Source organism: Enterococcus sp. 12F9_DIV0723 (genome assembly GCF_002174375.1).
GTDB lineage: Bacteria > Bacillota > Bacilli > Lactobacillales > Enterococcaceae > Enterococcus_A > Enterococcus_A gilvus.
The window spans coordinates 451,371-468,329 of sequence record NZ_NIBK01000001.1; the positions used below are offsets into that span (position 1 = coordinate 451,371).

General features: G+C 37.8%; 15 protein-coding genes and 1 pseudogene. 12 read left to right on the forward strand and 4 right to left on the reverse strand.

The annotated features are described in order from the left end of the window. The first annotated feature begins 282 nt into the window (after positions 1-282). A pseudogene (locus A5868_RS02390) lies at positions 283-839 on the forward strand (recombinase family protein). A 132-nt stretch (positions 840-971) separates the two neighbouring features. Further along, positions 972-1,073 (forward strand): hypothetical protein, encoded by a 102-nt coding sequence (locus A5868_RS19495; RefSeq protein WP_367378541.1) that lies wholly within the window; start codon positions 972-974, stop codon positions 1,071-1,073. Positions 1,074-1,670: 597 nt separating this feature from the next. Here the strand turns inward: A5868_RS19495 and A5868_RS02395 are convergent. Beyond that, on the reverse strand, positions 1,671-2,972 hold the full coding sequence (locus tag A5868_RS02395; RefSeq protein WP_010781928.1) for a S1C family serine protease: 1,302 nt from the start codon (positions 2,970-2,972) through the stop codon (positions 1,671-1,673). A gap of 416 nt (positions 2,973-3,388) precedes the next feature. On the opposite strand from A5868_RS02395, the gene rlmH reads away from it, so the two are divergent. From rlmH to A5868_RS02445, 10 genes are all read left to right on the forward strand, one after another. Then, the gene (rlmH, locus tag A5868_RS02400; RefSeq protein WP_010781927.1) at positions 3,389-3,868 is read left to right on the forward strand and encodes a 23S rRNA (pseudouridine(1915)-N(3))-methyltransferase RlmH; all 480 of its coding nucleotides are present in this window, start codon (positions 3,389-3,391) and stop codon (positions 3,866-3,868) included. A gap of 178 nt (positions 3,869-4,046) precedes the next feature. After that, a complete protein-coding gene (locus A5868_RS02405) occupies positions 4,047-4,463 on the forward strand; it encodes a hypothetical protein (RefSeq protein ID WP_010781926.1) in 417 nt (138 codons plus the stop codon). A gap of 337 nt (positions 4,464-4,800) precedes the next feature. Then, positions 4,801-5,415, forward strand: a complete 615-nt coding sequence (locus A5868_RS18900) for a DUF6287 domain-containing protein (RefSeq protein ID WP_176374142.1) — start codon at positions 4,801-4,803, stop codon at positions 5,413-5,415. A gap of 689 nt (positions 5,416-6,104) precedes the next feature. Next, on the forward strand, positions 6,105-7,208 hold the full coding sequence (locus A5868_RS02415) for a tyrosine-type recombinase/integrase (RefSeq protein WP_010781923.1): 1,104 nt from the start codon (positions 6,105-6,107) through the stop codon (positions 7,206-7,208). A 185-nt stretch (positions 7,209-7,393) separates the two neighbouring features. Next, on the forward strand, positions 7,394-7,891 hold the full coding sequence (locus A5868_RS02420; RefSeq protein WP_087654077.1) for a hypothetical protein: 498 nt from the start codon (positions 7,394-7,396) through the stop codon (positions 7,889-7,891). Between the two features lie 299 nt (positions 7,892-8,190). Further along, positions 8,191-10,404 (forward strand): BspA family leucine-rich repeat surface protein, encoded by a 2,214-nt coding sequence (locus A5868_RS02425; RefSeq protein WP_086306094.1) that lies wholly within the window; start codon positions 8,191-8,193, stop codon positions 10,402-10,404. Positions 10,405-10,710: 306 nt separating this feature from the next. Beyond that, complete coding sequence (locus tag A5868_RS02430; protein ID WP_086306095.1) at positions 10,711-12,078, forward strand: MDR family MFS transporter; 1,368 nt, start codon at positions 10,711-10,713, stop codon at positions 12,076-12,078. 227 nt (positions 12,079-12,305) lie between these two features. After that, positions 12,306-13,475, forward strand: a complete 1,170-nt coding sequence (locus tag A5868_RS02435; RefSeq protein ID WP_176281392.1) for a cupin domain-containing protein — start codon at positions 12,306-12,308, stop codon at positions 13,473-13,475. 68 nt (positions 13,476-13,543) lie between these two features. Continuing rightward, a complete protein-coding gene (locus A5868_RS02440) occupies positions 13,544-14,245 on the forward strand; it encodes a YoaK family protein (RefSeq protein ID WP_086306097.1) in 702 nt (233 codons plus the stop codon). Between the two features lie 12 nt (positions 14,246-14,257). After that, complete coding sequence (locus tag A5868_RS02445) at positions 14,258-15,595, forward strand: dihydrolipoyl dehydrogenase family protein (RefSeq protein ID WP_086306098.1); 1,338 nt, start codon at positions 14,258-14,260, stop codon at positions 15,593-15,595. 85 nt (positions 15,596-15,680) lie between these two features. Here A5868_RS02445 and A5868_RS02450 read toward each other — a convergent pair whose 3' ends face one another. The 3 genes from A5868_RS02450 to A5868_RS18910 form a co-directional block, all read right to left on the reverse strand. Then, the gene (locus A5868_RS02450) at positions 15,681-16,088 is read right to left on the reverse strand and encodes a hypothetical protein (protein WP_086306099.1); all 408 of its coding nucleotides are present in this window, start codon (positions 16,086-16,088) and stop codon (positions 15,681-15,683) included. 145 nt (positions 16,089-16,233) lie between these two features. Further along, positions 16,234-16,392 (reverse strand): hypothetical protein, encoded by a 159-nt coding sequence (locus A5868_RS18905; RefSeq protein ID WP_010781915.1) that lies wholly within the window; start codon positions 16,390-16,392, stop codon positions 16,234-16,236. Between the two features lie 39 nt (positions 16,393-16,431). Then, positions 16,432-16,578, reverse strand: a complete 147-nt coding sequence (locus tag A5868_RS18910; protein ID WP_176281393.1) for a hypothetical protein — start codon at positions 16,576-16,578, stop codon at positions 16,432-16,434. Positions 16,579-16,959: the final 381 nt, after the last annotated feature.

The window sequence follows — 16,959 nt, forward strand, 5'->3', positions numbered from 1 at the left end:
CATTTATAGACAGGGATAGTTACAATTACCAAGCACCTGAATATTAGTTTGTAAATACAGAAAGATAGAAGTTCTCAGCTATGAAATTTTAAATTTTATTATTGAGGAGAACTTAAGTGTACAGAAAATGGTCCTTTTCTGTACACTTTCTTTTTTCTCGTTTTTATGAAGTATTGGAACTTAAAAATGTTCATAAACCCGTAGCACAATCTATGTTCATTTAAACATCCCGTTTGAAAGTTATGTTGCAATATTTTTGAGAATGGAGTGATTTATTAGAAAATCGGATACGCCCTGGTCTCTACCGGATTACAAAATTTAGATTTAAAGGAAGATAGTCTTAAAAAAATTAGTTGTGATAAAATTTTTACCGATCATATGAGCGGAGCAAAAAGTAATCGTCCATGTTTAGAAACTGCAATTGATTTTGTTCGGGAAGGAGACATTGTAGTTGTTTGGCGATTGGACCGTCTAGGAAGAAATATGAAAGACTTAATTTCAATTGTAAACAGGTTGAATGATCGAGGTGTTGGTTTTCATAGTCTGCAAGAAAATATCACGATGGACAAATCGAGTTCTACCGGACAATTAATGTTTCACTTGTTTGCAGCATTCGCAGAATTTGAGCGCAACCTAAAATTTTGAACGTTCGGCTACTGGCCGTGCTGCAGCGAGAGCATGGGGAAGATTTGGTGGGAGTCCTGAAAACTTACTAAACAAGATTTAGAGTTGTTGAAGACGCTAGTAGATAGTGGTACACCGATCAATACGATCGTCGGAACGTCTCTCGAACGACCATTTACCGATATCTTAATAAACTGGAAAATATAGATAATTAGTAAACTATTATTTAAAAGTGAGTACTTTAGAAAGCAAATTGAGAAATAAAAAAAGGTAGGGAATTGAATGGTTTATAAATGTAACCGTTGTGGGGATTATTCACTCATGGAAGACAGTGATTAATTTGTTCAATATGCCAGTGGCAAGATGATGTCATAAAGCGAGAAGCCCCTATTTATGGTGACGGGTCCAATCACGGAATAAGTATAGTCATACAAGAGAAAATCACATAATTTTTGGAGCAATTAGTAAGAAGCACGTAAAGTAGGTCAGATTACCTCTCCCGAAGAATTACCAGAGAGTAATATTTAGAGAATGCCTGTCTATTTTTTCTATTCATTCTGTTTATAGATTTTTCCGTATTATTTTTTTCGTTGGTTATAAATTTTTAAAGGAATAATAGGGAAAATTACTAGCAGTTAATTGGAAACAAGCTATGATATTGAAAAAAGCACAAAACATTGGAAAGCAAACAGGAATAATTCTGTATATTTGTACTATCTTTTTTTATAGTTCCTTCAATATGGCTAGTTACTTAACTTCTTAGACCACATAATCTAAATTATTTCCAGCGATTGTCAAATTAAGGATTTCAAGCACAAAATTGTGAAATGAAATTCATATACTTACGGATACATTGCCATTAAAGAATTTGTAGGTAGCAATCTTTGTGATTTTATAGAAACGTATTTTGTTAAGTTTTCTTTTTTATTTTGTATCAAAAAGTAGTTGCACTTCCGTGGGGGTTCTCAGTATTTTTTTATGTTTGAAGCATCAAAAAAGCCAAACCTAGTGGATACTAAGTTTGGCTGCAAATTGAGATCGATTTTCTAGTTGTTGCCTTGCTGGTTTTTCGCCGTTTTTAATGAATTTGAATCAATACTTAATTTGACAGAGGTAGTCTCCTTCTTATCCTTGCGGTAGAAAGTGATCTTCACCGTGTCGCCAACTTTGTGTTTGTACAATTCAGATTGCAGCTCGACACCGGAAGAGACTTCTTTGTCATCGATTTTAGTGATTACATCATATTTCTTCAAGCCCGCTTGGTCCGCTGGAGTAGATGGTTGAACCTCATTGACTACGACCCCTTGAGTGACTGAGCTAGGAACTTTGACGATTTCGCTAATCTGTTCAGTAGAAAGATCCGAAAGGCTGACCATTGTGATTCCTAATGCTGGACGAACGACTTTGCCGCCTTGTTCCAATTGGTTGATGACATTCACGACATCGTTACTTGGAATCGCAAAACCGATCCCTTCCACGCTGACATTTGATTGCGTTTGAACGATTTTGCTGGAGTTGATCCCAACTACTTGTCCAGCCATATTGACTAATGGACCGCCGGAATTCCCAGGATTGATCGCAGCATCTGTTTGGATCGCATTGATGTTGACGGTTTGGCCCTCATCGTTTTGATTAACCACTTGACGATTCAAGGAAGAAATAATCCCTGAAGTGACAGAGTTTGCATATTGTGACCCTAAAGGAGAGCCGAGCGCGATAGCGGGTTCGCCAACTTTTAAGGCACTTGAATCCCCAAAGGCAGCAGGCTTGATATCTGCTACTTTGTCAGACTCTACTTTTAAGACCGCTAAATCCGTATAAGCATCGGTTCCGACCAAACTTGCTTTAACCTTTGCCCCATCTTTTAACAGAACTTCAAGGCCGTCTTGTTTTTCAACAACGTGATTATTGGTGACGATATAAGCCGTATTGCCTTCTACTTTGTAGATAACACCGGAACCTTCAGAAGCCTCTTCAAGCTGTCCGTCACTTCCTTCTGATTGTTTCTGATCATTTCCATTGCCGAAAATATCAGAGAAGCCGCCTAAGCCGCCCTGTGATTGCTGTTTTTGCAGGTTGATGACGGAAACGACTGCACCTTGGACCTTTTCAGCGGCTTCTGTGATATTGGAATTCACATCCACCTTCATGTTGCTTACTTTGGTATTGCCAGCACTTGGAGAACCGCTGTTCGTTTGATTCGTTGGAGAAAGCAGCGAACCATTCGCCACATAAAAAATTCCAATTGTTAAAACGGCTCCTAAAATCCCGCCTATTAAACCCGTCCCAAAACGTCTAAAAAAACCAGGAGACCTTTTGGGAGTTGGGGTAATATCTCTTCTTACCATATTTTTCTCCACCTCTTCTGTGATTTACGTTATATTGAGTATAGTATTTTTTTGTAAGTTAAGTCTACTACACCGATTTGACTTTTTTATGAAAAAGGTTCGTAGGAAAATGTAGATAAATGATAAAAAAACTTGTTTTCCACATAGATAGTGGAAAACTAAGGAAAAAGTTTGTTAATTCTTTGAAGAATCTTATCCACAGAAATGTGGATAAAGTGGATAACTCGGTGGAAAACGTGTGTTTGCATCCTAAATACCTTAAAAATAGGCTGAAATAGTGGAAAATCTGGGGATAAACCTGTGATTAGTGTGCATAACTTCGTGGAAAAGTACTTAGTTCCACTAGCCATTGCAACGAATTCCGTGGAAAAGATCTCGTGAAAAATAAGAAACTACTATAAATAAGGAGAGTAACGATGAATATCAAAATTATCTCAGTAGGAAAATTGAAAGAAAAATACCTTGTTCAAGGAATCAATGAATATACGAAGCGGTTGTCTAAATATTGCAAGATCACCTTAGTCGAGGTTCCAGATGAAAAAGCCCCTGAGAAACTCAGTGATGCCGAAATGACCCAAGTCAAAGAAAAAGAAGGGGAGCGCATCTTAGCCAAGGTCAAAGATCAAGAATACGTTTTTGCGCTTGCCATCAATGGAAAAAATCCTAGCAGCGAAGACTTCGCGGCTACCTTGGACAGCCTTCAAACCAGTGGAAAAAGTCAGTTCGTCTTCATTATCGGCGGCTCGCTTGGTCTTAGTGATCAAGTCCTAAAACGTAGCAATACCCTGATATCCTTCGGTAAAATGACCTATCCACACCAACTGATGCGCTTGATTTTAGTCGAACAGATCTATCGCGCGTTTCGGATCAATGCGGGGGAGCCGTATCATAAATAGGGATATTTTTCTGAGCCGCTATTTTAATCACGAATGTAACAAAAAACGATTGATTTATCTTTGATGATTCTGTTCTATCTTTTACGATGTCACGTTTAACTACATTTAAATTGTTCCTCAGTATAGGGGATTAGTATAAAATATATTTGAAGGAGTACTTTAAACTAGGGGGAACCACATGAATAAATCAAGAAGCCAACAGCATAAATCTCATTGGTTTAACTATGCAATTGTCTTTCTTCTAGGGATTATATTAGCGATATTGCTATTCATTGTATTTTTTAATAATGATCCTGAACCGAGGAATGAAACTATGGAATCTCAAAAAAGTAGTGATACAACTGTTTTTAGCCAACAGCCTAGTACTGAAGAGCCAGCAAGCGATCAACTCAAAGATGAATATCCTTATGGAGTAGATGTAACTAACAATCAAAACATGACCTTTAGGCCTAGAGGAAATGACGTAGGGTCGCTTCATAGTGGAATTTCTATTTTGATTACTCCAATGGATGATGCTTATTCTGTCAGGTTAGCCCATAGTTATCACGATGCGGATACTGATTTTAACGATGTTTCTGACTACAAAGCCAAATAAAGAATACTACGACTAAAAAGATTTTTATTCGAGGGTATGGATCAACTCCTCAAAGGGATATAAGGATAAATACTGAAATAAGTTTAGATACTCAGTTATCAAATTCGGGAGAAGAATTTTCCAATTGGCAAGGAGCAAAGCTTTATTTATTTTATACTACAGATGGCACACTATCATTAGCAGTTCCAGATATTCATGTAGGAAAAGATGGTCAATACATGGAGTATCAGCAACAGTAATATTTCCTTAGAATAATCTGACGATACATGAATTGACTAAAAATTTTTTTGAATATAATACTAGAATTACTATTTCAAATTAGACAGGAGGAATACTTGTGAAAAATAGAAAATTATTACTAGTGACAGCATTTATTACTATAGGATTGGTGGGGTGTTCTACAAATGACTCAGCCAATTCTTCGAGTTCTTCAAAGAAGACCAGTGATAAAGTCAGTTCTAGCCTAATAATTGCTAGTAATGAGAAAAGGAACGTGATTACGGGTTCAACTTCCTCAAAAGAATTTGCTGTAACTTCAAGTAGTTTGAAAAAACAAACTAATTCTACTGGTCTAGAAGAGAATGCTATATTGCGTGGTGATTATAGATCCATGAATGGGACTTGGACCAATTCAAATGGGTATCAATTAATATTTAACAATGGTGAAGTTACGCTATCTGGAGATGGGTCGGGAGGATTAACTCACTTTACATTAAACGAGCCAGTGAAGCAAAGTAACGTAATTTATTTATCATTTGATCCAGCTCCGGCTCCAAATGGAATGAATTTGATGCTTGGATTAAAAGGTACTAGTCCTTCCGAAGGGTTAGATGAAGATGGTACGGATTCGAGTAAAGATCGGATTATAATGGGAAACAACGGCGGAACAATGTTGTTCGCTCCTAAAGAAAAAGGTGGGACTCCTGATACTGCTTATTACAAGGAGAATTAGAAGTTCAATCTTTTTATGAAAATAACACAATCTGAGTGTGTTACTTTGGACGAATTATTCGATGCTAAATATTTTAATAGTGAATGAGAATATTTCGTCGCAAAAGTCAGACTTAGCTTTTCAGTGTCTCTCTTTAAAATTGTAGAGGTAAAGTATGAGAATAGAAGTAATATATTATTCCGAAGTCTAATCATCTAAGTCGTGATTAGGCTATTTTTGTGTTTAAAGGAGGACCAAGCAATGTTCGATACACGAAAAAATCGCTATATCACGAGGGAGTGAACGAACAGATACATCAAAAGATGTTGTTAACATTATGAAGTCTTTGTTAATCTAAAATTTTGACGAATTACAAGACAGTTTTAAAAAAAATAAACTATCCATCCTTTCCATAATTGTAGAAAGGGGATAGTTTTTTTGATTTCAAATCTTTTGAAAGATTATTTTTATAAGTATATATGGATAAAGTCGATGTAATTATTTTTTTATTCTAATAAAAAAAATCTTAGTATTACGTATACCAAGAAAGTTCTTATTGTTCTACAAAATAAGTATACAATAAAGGTTATTTTTTATCAACATAACAGTTGTTTTTGTTGAAAATAGATTAAAAGTCTTGTCATATAGCTGTTTTATAAGCTTTTATTATGCGCCGTCAATATAATCGTCAAATTTGGAGGAATAAATTCATGTCAAAAAAGGGAGAAAACATTTATAAAAGAAAAGATCACCGCTGGGAAGGGAGATACAAAAAAGGAAGAAATGAAAATGGAAAAATAAAGTATGGGTATATTTATGGAAAAAATTATTCTGAAGTTAAAGAACGTCTTGCTCTTGAGAAAGCGAAATACCAAACATTCATCGAAGTAAATGGTGAAAATACAACAACTTATCAAGAATTTAGTTTGGCATGGTTGGCTAAGAGAAAAATCATCTTAAAAAAGTCCACCTACGCCACCTATCAATACAAACTAAATAAATATGTCTTCCCCTATATCGGAGGAATTCCCTTAAATCAACTTACACCGGATATTATTCAAACCCTTATTCAGACTTGGGCCGAAGAAAATCTGCAGCCATCGACGATTCATGTAATATATCAAATAATGAAAAAGCCGCTTCATGAAGCTTATTTGGAAGAAAAAATCGTCAAATACCCATGTAGAAATATTTTATTACCAAAGAAAAAGAAAAGAAAAGTACGTGCTCTTTCACGGGCTGATGAACAAACGCTTGAGTGCCAAGCGAAGAAGAGTTCTTTAGATAAAGGTCTTCCCGTACTGTTAGCTTTGAAGGCAGGATTACGAATTGGTGAAATTGCAGCACTAACTTGGGAGGATGTCGATTTTACTAATCGAATGCTAAAAATTGAAAATACTTATCAGCGACTCCCTAAGAATTCGAATAGTGTGAAATCAGAGTTATTATTAGCGCCAGCAAAAACAATTAATTCTGTTCGAAAAATCCCAATTGGAAAAGATTTACACACGTGGTTGAAAAGAAAGCAAGCGCAGTCTCAAGGACCTTACGTTTGTTCTGAAAATACGTATCCAAGAGAGCCTCGCCTGATTACGTATCATTTTCATCAATTACTAAAAGAATGTGAATTAGAAAATGTCCATTTCCATCAATTGCGCCATACCTTTGCAACAAGGTGTATGGAAGCAAGTGGGAATGTTACTGCCATTAGTGCACTTCTCGGTCATGCGTCTACTCAGATGACGCTAGATATTTATACGGATGCTGACAGCACTAGTTTGATAGAAACAATTTTGAAAAAAGAAGAAGCGTAAAAAAAGTAAATTTGTGCACCGTCATTAGCCGTCATTTGTGACAATAAAGCTTATATTATCAGTGCTCTTCAAATAATTACCAAGTATACGTAATACCAAGTAATCACAAATGATCTGAATCGATACATGAAACTATTTATGAAGTTTTCATTTCATATTACAAATTTATCTATCAGGAGTGAAAAGTGAATTTGATATTTGTATTAGAAGAAAATGTAGAGAATGGGAAACGAAATTTTTCGTCACAAAGATTAAGTATCTATTATCGTTATGCAAGGATAAATAGAGGAACTATTATTTTTGCCCCATTTAGAAACATCTTGTTTGATGTAAATACAGGTATTAATAAGATTTTAATGAATGATGTATCGATTTTTTTTCATACAGAATTGAGAGATAAAAGGAAGTATTCTCTGTTTTTTTATGATGTTCAATTAGAACTTGAAACACTAGTAATAATCTTATATACAGACTACCTAACAAAGGTAAGACATAAAAGTGTTAGACATAATAAAAATTACCAAATAATTTCGACTATCAATAGGTTAAGTACAGAAAGTGATAGAAATAAAATTGTTTTGAAATTGGATACAAGGATTGCACATAAACCGTTGACCGTAAAAAATAATTTACTTAGATCAAAAACATCATATTTGAATAGAGTGTGTAAAAAGCTTGCCTAAAATACACATCTAGATGTGTATAAGAGACAGATTATACAGCGATTTCAAAATATATTGTATTTTACAACACATAATTTTGCCTATATTCAATAAAGAAAATACTTCACACGAAAAAAGGTAATTTAAAGCAATGATTAAATGACTTGAGTAAATAGCTTCTAGCTTATGGAACCGGTTTTTTCGGAAACAGCACCTTTTGTTTTAACATTGCACTGCTAATTTTCTATCATTTCATACCTTTTTTGTTGTGACGATATTCTATCTAACAGCTCAATTAATAAAAAGTAGGAGGAACTAATATGAAACAAAGTACTAAAATTTTTACACTCGCACTTCTAATAACGTCTCAAATAGTGGCGCCCATTGCTGGTGTTGCTACAACAAATGGTGAGAAATTGACAACTAATTCTGATCTTGGAAATACAAGTGTCTCGCTTGAAAAAACTGAAGAATCAACTATGAATTCTTCAAATGATGAACCTACTACGAATAAAGAAAAAATTAATGAAAATGAAAACACAATTCCATCAGTAGATGCGGGGATTCTTACTGGCGTAAACGGTACTTCTTCATGGACTTTTGAAAATGGAACGCTTACTTTATCTGAGGGGCAGTTAAGTAAGCCTATAGCATCTATGACTGAATTAAATAAAGATTCTATAGAGAAAATAATTGTATCCGGACCAGTGAAAATTTTTTCTGCATGGGTTAATTCTGATCGTTACGGAGTTTTTTCAGATTTAAATAACTTAACCACAATCGAAAATGGAAGTAACATAGATGTTTCTGGCGTAAAAGATCTGGGTTTTTTATTCAAAAATGACTATAATTTACAACAAGTAGACACATCAAATTGGGATGTTTCTCAATTAGAAAGAGCTGTAGGTGTATTTTATCAATGTTATCAATTAAAAACGGTGGATGTTTCTAACTGGGATACCAGCAATGTCAATGATATGAGTAATATGTTTAATGGATGTACCTCTATTGACAATTTAGATGTTTCCAAATGGAATACCTCTAAAGTTACAAGTTTAGACAAAACTTTTTTCTATAATCAAAGACTTTCCAGCTTAGATGTTTCCAACTGGGATACGTCAAAGGTCACAAATATGTTTGCCACGTTTATGGCTTCTGAACGTTTAACAGAGTTAGATGTTTCCAACTGGGATGTTTCCAGTGTGATTCTTTCAAATAGTATGCTCAAATGGCTTCCCAATATTGAGAAATTAGATGTAAGCAATTGGAATGTTTCCAATATGGGAGACATGAGTGGGATGTTCGATGGTGACTCAGGGTTAAAGGAACTTGATTTATCTAATTGGAATAATGATAAAGTGGCGGACACTGACAGTCTACTTAAGGGCACTGTGAATTTAAAAAAAATATCCCTTTCTCCTAATTTTAAAATGGTAGATAAAAATAACACTGGTAATGGCTTTTATATTCCTGCAATACAAAAAGGGGATAATTACACAGGGAATTGGCAAACTATCGGTATGGGGACTGCAGAAAAACCGCTAGGAGACATTGTCGTTGATTCTAAAACTTTAAGTCAAGGTTCTCCTTCTCAAAATGTAGAAACATTTGTATGGCAACCTGTAACTTTAGAAGGCGCAGACTATACAATGACTATAGGTGATCCTCAACCTACTGCCTCTGACTTTAAAGCTTCTGCTACAGACAAGAACGGGAATCCTACAGAAGTAGCTATCGATTTCTCTGAAGTAGATTTCAATCATGTTGGTGTTTATGATGTTACGTTGAGTACATCTGACGGTCAGTCTAAAGTAGTTAAATTGACAATTGAAGACAAGAAAGTAGACACAGTAAAAGTGACATTTAATGCTGGCAAAGGTGGATCTTTACAAGGGAAGACGACTATCGATATTCCTAAGGGGAGCAAGGTAACTGATTTACCAAATGCTGTAGCTGATAAAAGCAATATCGAGGATATCTACTTCTTAGATTGGTACCAGAATGGAAAGATAGTCAATCCGAAAAATATTGTTATTAATAACGATACGACCTTCACAGCAAAATTTGGAGCAGCTGTCTATCGCTTATATAATAAAAATAACGGGGATCATCTACTAACTAAAAATAAAAATGAGAAAGACAAAGTTGCAGCGAAGGGGTGGAAAGTAGAAACGAATCCAAAAAACGAGTATGGTAGAGCAGCCTTTTATGTACCTGTTCAAGCAGATAGTGCAGGAAAAAAACAAGTGTACCGTATCTATAACCCAAATAGTGGTGAGCATTTTTATACAACAAATAAATCTGAGGCAGATGCTGCAGTGAAAAAGGGGTGGCGTCATGAAACAGACAATAATTACACGTGGGTTTCGGAAGGCGATGTAAAAATATATCGAGAATTTAATCCAGACGTGCACACTGCCGGAAGTCATAACTTTACAACTGATTTGCAAGAACACAAGAATGTAGTAAAAGCTGGTTGGAGAGATGAATCAAAAGATAGTTCTTTGTGGACAGCCTTAAAAGCTGGATTCTAACATATTTTATTTCAATGACTTAGTGTGTGTTCTATCGTAATCAACACAATTAGTAAAAGAGGATTCTCTTTCAATAGAGAATTCTTTTTTATTTTAATTATCACGTATTCACTTGATTTGCTTTATTTATGGGACATCAATTGAGTTGTTGCTTAAAACAATACATTCCAGAAAAATTGTCGTGTAATTAGACAAATTTCAAAATTTGATTGGTTTTTGAATCGCTTATACTTACGTTTACAACGACAAGATGACTTAATTTTCAATAAATGCTACTGATTTATTGTTCAAAGGAGACGTTCTGAAATGGCTACTAAACAAACAAAGCGTTTATTTTTAACATTGCTGCTGGGGTCGTTTACGATGTTCCTGAATCAAACGCTATTAAATACGGCATACCCATCGTTAATGAAAGATTTATCGGTCTCAACTGATTATGTGCAATGGTTGACGACGGGTTTTTTACTGGTTACGGCGGTGGTGATTCCATTGTCTGGATGGTTATTGCATCAGATAAATGCCAAGTACTTGTATAGTCTTTCGCAAGTTATTTTTTTGGCTGGCACGATTCTTTGTTCTATTGCGGGTTCGTTCTCTCAGCTATTATTTGGGCGGGTGATTCAAGCGATTGGCGTGGGTATCGCGATGCCGCTTTTTCAAACGGTATTGCTTTATTTATCGCCAAAAAATAAGCGTGGGACTATCATGGGAATCGCGGGCATCGTTATCGGCTTAGCCCCTGCGATCGGTCCGTCTTTGTCTGGCTTCATTTTGACAAAGTATGATTGGCATGTCCTTTTTTTAATGTTGATTCCGATCATTCTTGTTGTTTTGATTTTGACAGTTTGTTTTATGCAGCCAGTGCTGCCGATCAGGAGGACAAAACTTGATTGTTTATCGGTGATTGAATCTAGTTTGGGCTTGGGTTTGCTGCTGTATGGCTTGTCATTGATCTCGGCCAAGCATGCGAATAAAGTGTTATTAGGTGCGAGTATCGTGTTAGGAAGCGTCTTTATCTATCGATTTGTACGCAGACAGAAGAAATTAGCAAATCCGTTTTTGAGTTTGGAGCCCTTCAAACAAAAAGAGTACGTGATCTCTTGTATTTTATTAGCTATTGCGAATATGGCTATGATTAGTTTTGAGATGGTTATTCCAATGTACATTCAAAATATCCGTGCGTTATCTCCTTTGGAATCGGGACTTTCTTTATTGCCGGGGGCTTTAGTGTTAGGCATTATGAGTCCAATAAGCGGAAAGTTATTTGATAAATATGGCGCGAAAGGGTTAAGTATCGTCGGTATGTCCTTCTTAACGGTATTTACCTTCCTCTTTGTTTTTATTCAAGCGACCACACCCATGGCGCTGATAATCACTTTTTATGCCTTTAGGTTGTTCGGGATTTCGATGGTATTGATGCCCGTCACCACATTTGGGATGAATGCTCTGCCGAATCCGGAGTTGGGAGATGCCTCTGTTATCAATAAAACAACGAAGCAAGTGGCTAGTTCGCTAGGGACTGCGGTCATGATCAGCGTAATGACCCTGATTACGAATACATCCAGTTCTTCGAAAACGCTACTCGCTGGGTATCATGGTTCCTTTTATGTGGCTTCCTTCTTTTGTATCATTGCATTAGTTCTTTCGTTTAAGCTTCCGAAACACGCGGCGTAAAAATGTCCTTTGTGCATATTTTCCGCTGGTTCTACTTAAGGTCGGGCATCCAATCATAGATGCCTGACCTTTTTTAGTTTTTAGGCGTCGTTTCCCCTGCGTATGTTCAACTGCTGTCTCTCGTTGAAATTCATTTGAGTCAATTTTGTCTTGAAATCCGACAAAACTCGCAAAGTATTCCCTCTGTAGATCGCTAAAATAAGTCTTGTAAGTACAGAAAGGGGAATATGAACATGCAAAAAAACAATGAACCATTTAGAGAAACAGATGGAAAGGGCTGGATCGATCACGGACCGCGGAATCATTCTAGAGATCAAGAAAACCCAGATATTTTGGTGCCGCCTGAAACAGACCACGGAACAATGAACAACTTGCGTTTCAGCTATTCGGATGCACATCAAAGATTGGAAGAGGGTGGCTGGACACGTGAGATCACCAATCGTGAATTACCCATCTCACAAGATGTTGCCGGGGTAAATATGAGTCTAGAGCCTGGCGCGTATCGGGAAATGCACTGGCACAAAGAAGCGGAGTGGGGATTGATGCTCTACGGAAACGCGCGAGTGACAGCGATCGATGAGCACGGACGCAGCTTTATTGACGATGTAGAAGCAGGCGATATTTGGAATTTTGAAGCAGGAATTCCACATTCCATCCAAGCGTTGGATCAAGGCTGCGAGTTTTTACTGGTATTCAGTGAGCCGGACTTTTCGGAAAACAATACGTTTCTTGTGTCGGATTGGCTGGCGCATACACCTGCGGATATCGTTGCTGCAAACTTAAAAAAACAGCGTAGTGACCTAGAAAGTTTTCCTAAGTCTGAAAAATACATTTTCAAAGCCAACGTACCAGAAGCAATCGATCGTGTGAATCGCCCAAGCAATCAAGGGGAGGTGCCATCACCCTTTACCTTCCATATTGATACGTTGGAACCGATCGTTTCAGAAGCTGGACAAGTTAAAATCGTAGATCAAACTGTTTTTCCAGCGGCTAAAACAATCTCTGCCGCCTTCGTTGAAGTAGAACCTGGCGGTATGCGTGAACTGCATTGGCATCCGAAAGCTGCGGAATGGCAATACTATATTCAAGGAAGCGCGAAAATGTCTGTTTTCAATTCTGCTGGTTTGGCCCGCACATTTGACTTTAAGGCTGGCGATGTTGGCGTGGTTCCCATCGTAGCTGGACATTATGTACAAAATACCGGGGATGAACCGCTTCGTTTTGTTGAAGTATTCAAAAATCCTGAGTATTCCGATGTGTCGTTGAATAAATGGTTAGGAACATCGCCTTCTCAAATGGTGGCGGATCATCTAAATGTCACGAAACAATTTGCAGAATCGTTGCCGAATCCTGACAAGCCAGAGCCTGTTGTCTGGTACAAACAACCAAAAGAATAAATTCGTAAGACCAGAAAAAGAAGTGTTCTTTTTACTTTTTCTGGTTTTTTAAATGGAGGAATGAAGAAATGGAAAATCGAAGAGTTCCAACGTATCCTGTGTTGGAATTACCGTGGATCGCCTGTTTATTAGCGATCGCTGCGGGATCAATGGATGGCTATACGTATTTTATTGGAAAATCATTTAGTACGGTTCAATCGGGAAATATCATTCTGCTTGGACAGACGATCGCGAAAGGGGATCAGGACCATTTTAAGACAGTGATCTTTACGATCCTCTGCTTTGGATTGGGTGCTATGGTGACAGCAATAATCGAAAAAGCAGGAAACAAAAAGAAAAAGATTTGGGCAGTGGAAATACTACTGATCGAAGCTTTTATCATCGTCATTCTGGGCTGTGCCCCTGTAAACAAGAGCTTAAGTATCCGAGCGTTATGTATGACGATTTCATTTCTTGCGGGGATGCAAGGCAATGCGTTCCATAAAATTGACGGCATGCTGTATGGAAATATCGCGGTCACACTAAATGTCCAATTGGCGTTTAACTATTTAGTCCAAGGGATCACTGGTGTGAAAGATGGCTGGAAAAACTGTTGGCTGTATGTAGCGGTTCTCTTAGGATTCGCAGGCGGCGGATTGATAGGAACGATTTTGACCAGCAACTACGGGGAAAAATCCTTGTGGTTTACAGCGCTCGTTTTAATTGGCATCGCGTGCTATTCAAAAATAATAAAGGTTGAAGACAAAGTGATCTCGGTAGATCCAGTTTAGGAGGAATGAAGTATGAATGTTGACGTTATTGTCATCGGAAGCGGCATCGCTGGCTTGACCGCGGCTTTTGGCTTGGCGAAAGCCGGAAAACAAGTAGCCGTGGTCGAATCGACTGCCTTTGGGGGCGTGGTCTATAACGCAGGAAGCACCAGAAAAAAGGAACTGGTCACCCTTGCCCAGCATGCGCTGCAAAATCAGCGATTGGAACAGCAGGGCATCACGACACCGGTTCAATTGGACTGGAACAATGCGATGAACTGGATAGATAGTATGGAAAATACGGAGGACATGCGGCACCAGCTTTCTTTAAAAGAAGCCGGCATTAAAACGATTTATGGGGAGGCCGTTTTTTGTTCACCCAATAAAATCAAAGTAGACGGCATCACGTATACTGCCGAGCAATTTGTGATTGCGACGGGAGCGGAAGATCGTCTCTTTACATTTGAAGGTCAGGAGTATGTATCGAATAGCGGTGATTTTTTGACTCAGAAGGACTTACCAGAAGAGGTGCTGTTAATCGGGGCAGGTATTATTTCTTTTGCCTTTGCTACTATTGCGACCGCTTTTGGCTGCAAAGTAAGAATCCTGCAGCATAATGAGCGGGCGCTGAAGGATTTTGATCAGGAATTTGTAGAGGAATTGATTGAGATCAATAAAAAACGCGGCGTGCAATTTGATTTCAACGAATCTGTAGAAAAAATCTTGCCGACAGATTCTGAAGAATTGATGGTCCAAACAACCTCAGGGCACACGTTCAACACACAAAAGGTATACAATGTGGCAGGCAGGATACCTAGAATCCAACAGCTTTCGCTGGATAAAGCCGGCGTGAATTACGGCGATCACGGCATCCTCACCAATGATTGTCTGCAAACCAATCAGCCGCATATATTTGCTTGTGGAGATTGTTCAAATGCAGCCGTTCCAAAATTAGCGACATTCGCCTCTTATCAAGCGGAATATCTCGTGTCACATCTGCTAAACAAGAACTTGGCGCCGATCAAGTATCCATTGGCAGCGATGTCGATTTTTAGTGAACCGCGAATCGCACAAGTAGGAGTGACCACGAAAGAAGCGTTGGCGGCTCCAGAAGAATTTCGTATCGAAGAGATCGATAGAAGCGGCTGGCTGGATAGTAAACGAAAAGCCGAATCGATCGCTTTTTTAAAACTAGTTATTAGACGAAGCGACGATCGTATAGTTGGGGCTGCTGCACTCAGTCAGGAAGCAGATGTTTTGATTAATGAGATAACCATGGTTTTGCACGCCGGATGGACGAAAGCAGAGCTGAAAAAGCAAATCCTTGCTTATCCGTCTCCAGCCGGCGAGTTGACTAGATTCTGGAAATAACTGTGTTCATGGATGAGTGGATACAAAAAAAGAATTCTCAAACGAGAATTCTTTTTTTTGTGTTCCCTGTGAGTACCTCGGGAAATTATGTGATGACAGTGATCTGCTGGATCGAATTTCCCGGAACTTGGGGAGGGAGCGAATTTGTCAAGATAGCGGGGTGCTTTAATGTAAATTCAATCTCGCTTCTCTTTGATAAGTGATCCATGGACACTGTTTTTTTATCAGCATTTAGAATGACACCATCTGTGTTAAATGCTTTACCAATGCCATCAGGATCGTTGACAGCCTCTACCTGTTTGAAGGTTAAGACGATCGTGTCCTTGTCTAAAACGGGTGCTTCAGACAACGTCCCTTTGAATACAGGTGCTGTCTTCTCAGCAGACTGCTGTGCTGGTTCCGATTTTTTTGTGGTCTCGTTTTTAGCCTTTGTACAGCCAGTAATGAATAAAACACTTAATGATAGGGCGGCAATAACGACTATTTTTTTCATTGATACACCTCTTCGTTCATAGGATTGCTTAACTATTGAATAGACTAACAGAAATAGTTTAAATTTTTGTTTTGAATCGTTGTTTCTTAATACAAAGAAAGAGCACTCCTAAAAAAAGAGGCTCTTTCTTTACTGGGGAGGGAAGTTACTTATGTTCTCTTAAGTACCGTTTCTCTTCCTTTTCTTCTTTTTTAGCGGCTACCTGTTCTCTATTTTTATCAATTGCAGCCTCAAATTCTACTTTATTCTTCGCTTGATCAAAGGATCGGCGATTTTCTTTGGCGCCATCTCTTTCTGAACGCATGATACAAGCCTCCTTTCGTCCTTCTATGTCCGTATCAAATTATTTCTGACGTTTTTTTCTTCCGCGAGCGTTGCTTTTTTTGACGAGTGAAGCTGCTACTAATGTTGACGTCGCACCTTTGCCAAAAGCTTTATCGGTTACTGATTTTGCCGCACTATATTTTACTGCTGATTTTAGTAAGCTCATACGCTTTTCGCACCTTCTTTCTTTTACTTATAAATTTAGTTTACACCTATTGAAAGAGCACACGAGTTGAATACTGTCGTAGGATCAGACAATTATTGATGCACGGATAAAAAAACACTCCCGCCCGAAGAATGTATGGCGTGGAGTGTTTTTCTAACTTTTTTTAGTTTGGTATCTCTATAGGATAAACGGGCAGAGATGGACTCTTTCGAGGTGTTGGTTTTCTATGCGACTCTTGTTACTGAAACCAATAAATATTGACGAATTACAAGACAGGATTCAAAACAAAAAATCGGTTGCCAATTCTATAATTATATAGAAGTTCATGCTTGTCTATTAGTTATTTTAATAGGCGTATATACCTGTCTCTTATACACATCT